We start from the raw sequence: 6345 nt of genomic DNA, 5'->3' as shown, positions 1-6345 counted from the left end.
AAACGGCCGGAAGGGCTCCCGGTGCTTGATGCGGCGGTTCAGGACGTCCTTCATCTCGGGGCGGCGCGGGTCGACGACGATGCTGCGGTTGCCCAGGGCCCGCGGGCCCCACTCCATCCGCCCCTGGAACCAGCCGACGATCTTGCCCTCGGCCACATGCCGCGCCGTCTCGCGGCACAGCACCTCCTCGGGCAGCTCCCGGTAGCGCAGTCCCGCCGCATCCACAGCCCGGCGGATCACCGCGGCGTCGAACTCCGGACCCCAGTAGGCGTGGTCCATGACGAAGGACCGGGGGTGCCCCAGCACCTGGTGGTAGACGTAGAAGGCCGCGCCGACCGCCAGCCCGGCGTCGCCTGCCGCCGGCTGGACGTAGACCCGCTCGAAGGGGGTGCGGTCGAAGATCTTGCCGTTGGCGACGCAGTTGAACGCGACCCCGCCGGCCAGGCACAGCGCCCGCAGCCCCGTGCGCGCGTACAGGGCGTCGAGCAGGTCGAAGTAGACCTCCTCGAGGCGGGCCTGCAGGGTGGCGGCCACGTCCTGGTGACGCCGCTCGATCGGCTCGCCCGCCTGGCGGGCCGGCCCCAGGCGCGCCGCCAAGTGGTCAGAGAACAGGCGCCCCAGCACCGGCGTGCGGTCGGACTCGCGCCAGGTCATGTCCGGCCCGTTCCGATGGTGCAAAAAATACTCCAGCCCCAGATGAAATGGCAGCCTCTCACCCCATCCCTCTCCCCTTGTGAGAGAGGATGTCTTCACTCCCCCTCTCCCCTTTGGGGAGAGGGTGTAGGGTGAGGGAGTCCGTACAATGCGCCGGAACTCATCCAGGTAGGCCGGCTCCCCGTAGGCCGCCAGGCCCATCACCTTGTACTCGTCGCCGTACTTCCAGAAGCCCAGGTACTGGGTGATGGCCGTGTAGTACAGGCCCAGGGAGTGCGGGAACTCCACCGCGCCGTGCACCTCCAGGCGGTGGCCCCGGCCGCTGGCCCACATGGTGCTGGCGAAGTCGCCCAGACCATCGGCCGACAAGACCGCCGCCTCCTCAAACGGTGAGACGAAGAAGGCACTGGCCAGGTGCGCCCGGTGGTGCTCCACGCGGTGCCACCGGGCCCGGATGGCGGCGGGATCGGCGTCGCACGCCCGGGCCAGCTCGTCTCGCAGGCCGGCGAAACGGACGAGGGCCCGGGAGCGGTCCAGCGCGAAGCGGGGAAGCCGCAGCGCGTACAGCGCTTTGCTGCCCACCCGCGCCCAGGGGTTGCGGGGCACGGCTACGTGGTCGACCTCGGCCAGGGTCACACCCGCGGCCTGCAGGCAGTACTGCACCGCCCGGGTGGGGAAGCCCGCGGCGTACTTGACCCGGTTGAACCGCTCCTCTTCGGCCGCGGCCACCAGCCGGCCGTCGCACAGAATGGCCGCCGAGGCGTTCCCGTGGTAGGCGTTGATCCCCAGAATGACCATCAGGGTGGAATCACGGCCGCGCCGCGATACCTTGACAACCGCACCGATGTCCTGTACAAGGATCCTGTACAGACGTTTGTTGACAGGTCAAGAAACGGTCAAGGGGAGACACATGCCAGTCCAGACCAGTTACACCAATGCTCGGGCGCGCCTGGCCGGCCTCATCGAGCGCGCGGTCCAGGACCGGGAGACGATCATCATCACCCGGCGGGGAAGACCGGAAGTAGCGCTCATCGCCGCCGACGAGCTGGCCGGTCTGCAAGAAACCGCACACCTGCTCAGGTCGCCCAAGAACGCCGAGCGGCTGCTGAGGGCCTTGAGGCGTGCCCTCGCGCGGGAAGGCAAGCCGCGCTCGGTGGAGGCCCTGCGGAAAGCCCTTGGGCTCGAACGCCGGTAATCGCCGGGCCGCGCGCAGGGCTCGCGACACCGTCTTCCACCCCGAGTTCATTGAGGATCTCCGCTACTGGGTCGAGACAGACCGGAGGGTGGCCTTGCGCGCCCTCGACCTTGTCCGCGCCATTGTGCGGGACCCCTTCGCCGGAATCGGGAAGCCGGAGCCCTTGAAATACCTCGCACCGGGGGTCTGGTCACGACGGCTGACGCAGGAGCACCGAATTGTGTACCGCGTCACCGAAGACCGCATCGATTTCCTGCAGGCGCGGTACCACTACTGAGCCGGGTCGCTTTCCCCACATCTGCAGCTTCAGCCCCGGATTGACCACGATATCTTGGCGGCCGACGCGTTGCCGTGGCAGGCGTTCAGACCCAGGATGATCATGCCCGCGGCACCGCCAGGAGATGGGCAGGCCCCCCCACGGGCAACTGCGTGTCTACCTCCGCACCCTTTCCCACCGGTCTCACCTCGTATCGCTCAAGCCTGAAGCAGGCAGCTACTATCTCTGCCGTTCCGTGGGTTTCCACGATCCACACGGGCCGACACTCCCGCAGGAGGATGGAGGCACCTGCCAGTACGTCGAGCTCGGATCCTTCCACGTCGACCTTCACCAGCCGAGGAGCTGGACAGTTCGCGAGCAAGTTGTCCAACGGCACAACAGAACACTCGCCGTCGCCATCATCCTCCAGGCGCGTCTGACTCGGATGCTCCGCCAAGCGCCGGAAACGGGCACGACCCTCAGTCCGTCCGGCAGCCAGCCTGAGCGCCCTGACGTCATGCGCGCCGTTGGCTCTGAGATTCGTCAGGAGTCGGTCAAAGTTGATGGGATCGGGCTCAAGGGCGACGACGTTGGCCCCGAGCCGCCACAGAAAGAGTGAGTGATAACCAATGAACCCCCCCACATCCCACGCCCAATCTCCCGGACGCACGTACCTGCTCATCGCCTCCTGGATCCAGGGCTCGTAGGTGCCGAGCCAGAGAAACTTCTCACGCCTCAGGTCGAGCTCCATGCGCAGGCCTTGCAGACCACCACCCGCGATACGGACGGAACTCAAACCCTCGGGGACAAAGCGGTTGAGCGCACGGCGCAGGAACCCGGCCAGATGGGGACGACTGTACACTGACAGCACCCACCGGTCTGGGAGCACTCGGCGGACGATATCAACGCCGCGAACGATCATGCTGCCGTCACCCGCCGCTTTGACGAATTCGTCAAGGATGTAAGAATCGTCGCGCTGTCCGAGACCCTCACTCTCATGGGATCAAATCCTCGCCGAGACCAGCCCGAGGGTCAAACCACCAGGTGCCTGCGCACCCACTCATTCAGCACGTACAGCGCCCAGGGCCGGGACCATCCCGTCCGGCGGGCCAGGAAGTCGCGCCAGACAGCCCGCACTTCCACGGGATCGAGGAAGAGCCGCAGCGGTTCGGGGATCGCCTCGATGCCCTCCTCTACCCTCCCCCTCAGCGGGCCGCGCAGCCACCGCTCCCACGGCAGGGTAAAAGTCCGCTTCCGGCCGCGGACAACGGCCTCAGGCAGGCGGTCACCCAGCGCCTCCAGCAGCAGGGCCTTGGCGCCGCGTCGTGGCCCCAAGCGCCCGGCCCGCCAGGCGTCGGGTAGGGAGGCTACGAACTCCACCACTTCCCGATCGATGAATGGCACCCGCACCTCGAGCGAGTGCGCCATGCTCATGGCGTCGGTATCGCGCAGCAGGGTGTTGACCAGATAGGTGCCCAGCTCCAGCGTTGAAACCCGGCCGAACGGGCCCAGCTCCCGGGACCGCGCCGCCAGATCGGCGAGGCGGTCGGCCCAAGGTCCGCCAGGTGCGGCGGCCGCAGTGCCGTTCAGCAGAGCAAGCACTCGGTGCGGCGGGAAGAGCGCCCGCGCCAGGGCATAAGGGTGCGGCAGGAGGTCGGGGGCAGCCAGCAGGTCGGCGACCTTTCCGCGCGCATCGGGGCTCAGCCCGGGAAGCGCACGGGTAGCCCGCGCCGCCCACTTCGCCGGGAGAGGAGCCCGGCGGGCCAGGGCTGCCAGAGCCTCCAATCGGGGAACTGCGACGAAGGTGGTGTAGCCGCCGAACAGCTCGTCGCCGCCCAGCCCCGAGAGGGCCACCTTCAGGCCGGCCTGCCGCGCCCCCCACGAGACAAAGTAGGTATTGATGCCGTCCATGCTGGGTTGGTCCAGGGCCGCCACCGCCTCGTCGAGGCGCCGCAGCGCCTCCTGGCCTGTGAGGACCACCTCGCGGTGTCGCGTGCCCAGCCGCCGGGCCGTCTCGCGGGCCAGGGCGGCTTCGTTCCTGTCGGCCTCTTCCGGGAAAGCCACCGTCACCGTGGAGATCGCGCCGTGGGCCTCGGCGGCCAGAGCGGCCACGCACGTGGAGTCCACGCCGCCGCTCAGGAAGACGCCCACGGGGACGTCGGCGACGAGGTGGAGGCCGACGGTTTCCGCAAGAAGGCGGCGGACCGCCGCCACGGACTCGTCCCGGGCGGAGTCCGCCATGCCGTCACGAGCCGCGGGGGCGACCGGCAGGCGCCAGTAGGGTTCCACCTCGACCCGCAGCGCACCGTCGTTCACCTGCGCCGTCAGGCGGTGTCCCGGAGGCAGCGACCGGACGCCGTCCACCAGAGTCAACGGCTCAGCCACGGACCCCCACAGCAGGTAAGCGGCCAGCCCCTCGGTGGAGAGCCGCCGCGGCGCCAGGCCCGAAGCGAGCAGGGCCCGGACCTCGGAGGCGAACAGCAACCGGCCGCCGGCCGTGGCGTAGTACAGCGGCTTGATACCCAGGGGGTCGCGCGCCAGGAGCAGTCTCGCCCCCTCCCCCTGGGGCCCGGCTTCGCGCGCGTCGGCGATGGCAAAGGCGAACATCCCCCGCAGCCGGCCCACGCAGCCGGCGCCCCATTCCTCGTAGGCGTGGACGACCACCTCGGTGTCGGTCTGCGAGCGGAAGACGTGCCCTCGACGCTCCAGGTCGGCCCGCAGAGCGCGGAAGTTGTAGACCTCGCCGTTGAATGTCACCCACACCCGGCCGTCCTCGTTGCTCATGGGCTGATGGCCGGCCGGCGAGAGGTCGAGGATGCTGAGTCGGGTGCTGGCGAGCACCACGGTGGGAGCCGGGCTGTGGACGCCCCGATCGTCGGGCCCCCGGTGGCGCAGACGGTCGACCATCCGCCAGACGGGCTCAGGAGCGAGCAATGGAGGGCCGTACAGCCCCGCGATGCCGCACATATCAGATCAAAGGCCGCGCGAGTGACCCTCTTCCGGCACGAAGGCCGTGCTGCGATGCGAGTGCTCCCGCAGCACTTCCAGGTAGATCTGCTCCTGCCGGGCCACAGGCTCGTCCCAGGAGAGATCGCGGCGTACCTCGAGGGCCCCGGCGCGCAGCCGCTCCCGCAGGTCGGGGTCTTCGAGCAGCCGGGAGAGCCCGTAGCGAATCGCATCCACATGGCAGGGCACGACGAGCCCGGCCCGGTCGGCGACCAGCGGGGCGATGCCGCACCGGTCGGTGACGACCACCGGCACGCCGCAGGCCACCGCCTCCGCCGCCGCGTTGCCGAAGTTCTCGCTGCGCGACGGCAGCACAACCACGTCGGCGTCGGCCAGGGCTGCCCATTTGTCGGCGCCGAACCGGGGACCCATGATCCGCACGCGACCGTTCAGCCCCAGCCGGTCACGCTGCCGCTCGAGCTCCTGGAGGCACCCGTCGCCGTCGTCGGGGCCCACGATGGCCAGAGCTGCCGGCGCTGGCACCGCACTGAACGCCTCCAAAAGCAGGTCGAGCCCCTTTATCTTCGAGATCCGCCCCAGGTACAGCACGAGCGGCTGATCCTGCCCGACCCCGGCGTCCCGGCGGAAGGCCCCCGGCGACGGGGCCTCCTCGGGACCGGGAGGTTCCACGCCGTTGCGCCGCACCACGACCTTGGCCGCCGGCACACCGTCGGCCACGAGCTCCTCCCGCTCCAGTTCGCTGGTGGCAATCACGCGCGCCGCCCCGGCCACCACCGGCCAGCCCAGGAGGCGCCGGTAGGCGCGCTTGGGGCCGATGTTCCGCACGATGGGCCGGAACATGCCCAGCGGCTCGAGCACGTAGGGGACGCGCCACCGGCGGCAGAAGGCAGCGACGACGGGGCCCAGGAGGTCGTAGGTGCCGTAGAGATGGACCACGTCGAAGGAACGGAGCGTGTCCAGGCAATAACGCGCGACGCCAGGAGCGATGCTGTGAGCACGATAGCGGATGACAGACCGCAGGCAAACAACATCCACCGTCTTACAACGCACCGGCGTCGCCCCGAATCCCGCCGAAGCCGTGAGCACTGTCACGCGATGGCCATGCTCGGCCAGATGACGAGAGATGGCATCCACCTTCACCGCCTGACCACTTGCGCTGCCATTCGGAAGGTAGACTTGGCTGACGTTGAGGATCTTGAGCGACCTCATTCTTGTACGCCGCCAGGACCGGGATCCCTCACGCCCATCGACGACGGCTGCTGTCCTCGTCGCC

6 protein-coding genes are annotated in these 6345 nt (G+C 69.2%); 2 read left to right on the top strand and 4 right to left on the bottom strand.

Annotation, left to right across the window (positions count from 1 at the left end; translation table 11 throughout):
- A partial coding sequence (locus QN141_14000) for a carbamoyltransferase N-terminal domain-containing protein (protein MDR7559591.1) occupies positions 1–1452 on the bottom strand: 1452 nt, incomplete at its 3' end.
- A gap of 112 nt (positions 1453–1564) precedes the next feature.
- Here QN141_14000 and QN141_13995 point away from each other — a divergent pair.
- Positions 1565–1849: a type II toxin-antitoxin system prevent-host-death family antitoxin gene (locus tag QN141_13995; GenBank protein ID MDR7559590.1), complete on the top strand. Its 285-nt coding sequence runs from the start codon at positions 1565–1567 to the stop codon at positions 1847–1849.
- The gene (locus QN141_13990) at positions 1830–2126 is read left to right on the top strand and encodes a Txe/YoeB family addiction module toxin (protein ID MDR7559589.1); all 297 of its coding nucleotides are present in this window, start codon (positions 1830–1832) and stop codon (positions 2124–2126) included. The genes QN141_13995 and QN141_13990 overlap by 20 nt, the downstream gene beginning before the upstream one ends.
- Positions 2127–2226: 100 nt before the next feature.
- On the opposite strand, the gene QN141_13985 is transcribed toward QN141_13990, so the two are convergent.
- From QN141_13985 to QN141_13975, 3 genes are all read right to left on the bottom strand, one after another.
- Positions 2227–3027: an FkbM family methyltransferase gene (locus QN141_13985; GenBank protein ID MDR7559588.1), complete on the bottom strand. Its 801-nt coding sequence runs from the start codon at positions 3025–3027 to the stop codon at positions 2227–2229.
- A gap of 110 nt (positions 3028–3137) precedes the next feature.
- Positions 3138–5072, bottom strand: a complete 1935-nt coding sequence (gene asnB / locus QN141_13980; protein MDR7559587.1) for an asparagine synthase (glutamine-hydrolyzing) — start codon at positions 5070–5072, stop codon at positions 3138–3140.
- A gap of 6 nt (positions 5073–5078) precedes the next feature.
- A complete protein-coding gene (locus QN141_13975; protein ID MDR7559586.1) occupies positions 5079–6281 on the bottom strand; it encodes a glycosyltransferase in 1203 nt (400 codons plus the stop codon).
- Positions 6282–6345 lie beyond the last annotated feature (64 nt).

Source organism: Armatimonadota bacterium (genome assembly GCA_031459765.1).
GTDB lineage: Bacteria > Sysuimicrobiota > Sysuimicrobiia > Sysuimicrobiales > Kaftiobacteriaceae > Kaftiobacterium > Kaftiobacterium secundum.
The sequence above is the reverse complement of the archived record's forward strand: the minus strand, read 5'-3'. Positions and strand labels throughout refer to the sequence as shown.